The sequence below is a fragment of the Pseudoduganella sp. RAF53_2 genome, from assembly GCF_052113985.1.
In the GTDB taxonomy this organism is placed as follows: Bacteria; Pseudomonadota; Gammaproteobacteria; order Burkholderiales; family Burkholderiaceae_D; genus Rugamonas.
Genome location: NZ_JBFRDW010000983.1, coordinates 1 through 1445, shown reverse-complemented (window position 1 = coordinate 1445; position 1445 = coordinate 1). Strand labels below are relative to the sequence as shown.

Genomic DNA, 1445 nt, shown 5'->3' with positions numbered 1-1445 from the left:
GTCCCCGTTCTCCACCACGCGCAGTGTCGAGCGGTAGCCGACGACCGGGAACGGCGCCGACAGAATCGCGTAGCTGTAGCTGCGTCCGGCGTCGTCGAAGGACAGCAGGCGCTCGACGATGGCGTCACCGCTTGGATTTGCCAGCGTGCGGACCCGCCCTCCTTCGCTCAACTCACTTTTCGGAATATATGGCAGCCAGTCCGGCAGCGAATCGAAGCCGCCGATCAGTTGCCATACACGTTCCGCAGAGGCAGGGATCTCAATGTGTGCAGATGCTGTAGCCATGGCGCACCTCAAACTGGCAGTGGAGCATTGGCGGCGACCAGGCCCTGCTCGCGCAGTTCGCACCAGAACGCCGCAGGAATCTTCTCCGCCAGCGCCGCGCGGTCTTCCTGGATGCGCTCGGGACGGCTGGCGCCAGGAATCACCGAAGCCACCAGCGGATTGGCCAGCACGAACTGCAAGGCCGCCGCCTTCACGCTGATGCCATGGCGCGCAGCCAGTGTCTTGATGCGCTCAACCTTGGCCAGGATTTCCGGCGAGGCCTTCTGATATTCGAAGGTCGCGCCGCCGGCCAGAACGCCCGAGCTGTAAGGACCGCCGACTACCAGTTCCGCATTATTCGCCTTCAGCGCAGGCATCAGGCGTTGCAGCGCGCGCTCATGGTCCAGCATGGTATAGCGTCCGGCCAGCAGGAAGCCATCCGCCTGCACTTCCTGCAGATCCAGCAGCAATTCGATCGGCTCGACGCGGTTCACACCGAGACCCCAGGCCTTGATCACGCCCTGCTCGCGCAACTGCTGCAGCACGCGGAAGGCGCCGGTGCGGGCTTCTTCAAATTTGGCCAGCCATTCATCGCCGTAGAAGTCCTGCGCCACATCGTGGACATAGACGATGTCCAGATGATCGGTATTCATACGTTTCAGACTGTCTTCAATCGAGCGCAGGGTGGCCGTCGCGGTGTAGTCGTTGACAATCTTGTTCGGACGGCCATGCACGAACAGGCCGCCTTTCTCGCCCAGGTCGCGCGCCTTGGCGTCTTCCACTTCATCCAGAATCAGGCGGCCCACTTTGGTGGACAGCACATAATCGCTGCGCTTATGCTTTGCCAGCGCTTTGCCGAGGCGGATTTCAGCCAGGCCCGCGCCATAGAACGGCGCCGTATCGAAGTAGCGTACGCCCTGCTCCCACGCCGCGTCGACAGTGGCTTCCGCTTCTTCCTCCGGAATATTGCGGAACATATTGCCCAGAGGCGCAGTGCCAAAGCCAAGTGGATTGTCGCCGATCAGTTTATCTTTGATGCTCATGTTACGAACTCCTAAATGGGTTAGTTGGTAGAGCCCAGTCTAGTCAGTCGACTTAAGTCTGTCTAAGACGGAATGTGCGACACTTGAGTCCTCGGAGGTCTGAAATGCTTGATATACGCCAACTACATTACTTCGTCG

2 protein-coding genes are annotated in these 1445 nt (G+C 60.1%); both read right to left on the bottom strand.

The features are described from left to right. The coding region (locus AB4Z11_RS31645) for an SRPBCC family protein (RefSeq protein ID WP_442030130.1) at positions 1 to 285 on the bottom strand (285 nt) is incomplete at its 3' end. 8 nt (positions 286 to 293) lie between these two features. After that, on the bottom strand, positions 294 to 1307 hold the full coding sequence (locus AB4Z11_RS31640; RefSeq protein WP_442030128.1) for an aldo/keto reductase: 1014 nt from the start codon (positions 1305 to 1307) through the stop codon (positions 294 to 296). Positions 1308 to 1445 lie beyond the last annotated feature (138 nt).